Annotated in this window: 1 protein-coding gene; it reads right to left on the reverse strand. The window is 63.3% G+C overall.

The window, feature by feature from the left end:
- A partial coding sequence (locus AC1RJY_RS23995) for a thiamine pyrophosphate-binding protein (RefSeq protein ID WP_498603721.1) occupies positions 1-776 on the reverse strand: 776 nt, incomplete at both ends.

The following is a 776-nucleotide window of genomic DNA, read 5'->3' on the forward strand; positions in this document are numbered from 1 at the left end:
TCGGTCGCTGCCTTGTACGCGGCGTAGACCTTGCGGTAGTCGTGACCGCCGCGCTTCAGGCCCCAGATCTGTTCGTCGTCCAGGTCCGCGACCATGTCCTTGGTCTGCGGGGACTTGCCGAAGAAGTGTTCACGGACGAACCCGCCGGACTCGGCCTTGTAGGTCTGGTAGTCACCATCGGGGGTTTCGTTCATGATTTTCACCAACGCCCCGTCGGTGTCCGCTTCCAGGAGCGAGTCCCATTCGCGGCCCCAGACGACCTTGATCACGTTCCAGCCCGCACCGCGGAAGAACGCCTCGAGTTCCTGCATGATCTTGCCGTTGCCGCGGACCGGTCCGTCCAGGCGCTGGAGGTTGCAGTTGATCACGAAGTTCAGGTTGTCCAGGTTCTCGTTCGCGGCGAGCTGGAGCAGGCCACGGGATTCGGGCTCGTCCATTTCCCCGTCACCGAGGAACGCCCAGACCTGCTGGTCCGAGGTGTCTTTGATGCCACGGTTCTGCAGGTACCGGTTGGACTGGGCCTGGTAGATCGCGTTCATCGGGCCGATACCCATGGACACGGTGGGGAATTCCCAGAAGTCCGGCATCAACCGCGGGTGCGGGTACGAGGACAGGGCATGACCGGCCTTGGACTTTTCCTGACGGAACCCGTCCAGATCCTCTTCCGTGAGGCGGCCTTCCATGAACGCCCTGGCGTACATGCCCGGGGACGCGTGGCCCTGGAAGAACACCTGGTCCCCGCCCGAGGGGTGGTCCTTGCCGCGGAAGAAGTGATT

The sequence above is a fragment of the Arthrobacter sp. GW822-FHT05G07 genome, assembly GCF_058799755.1.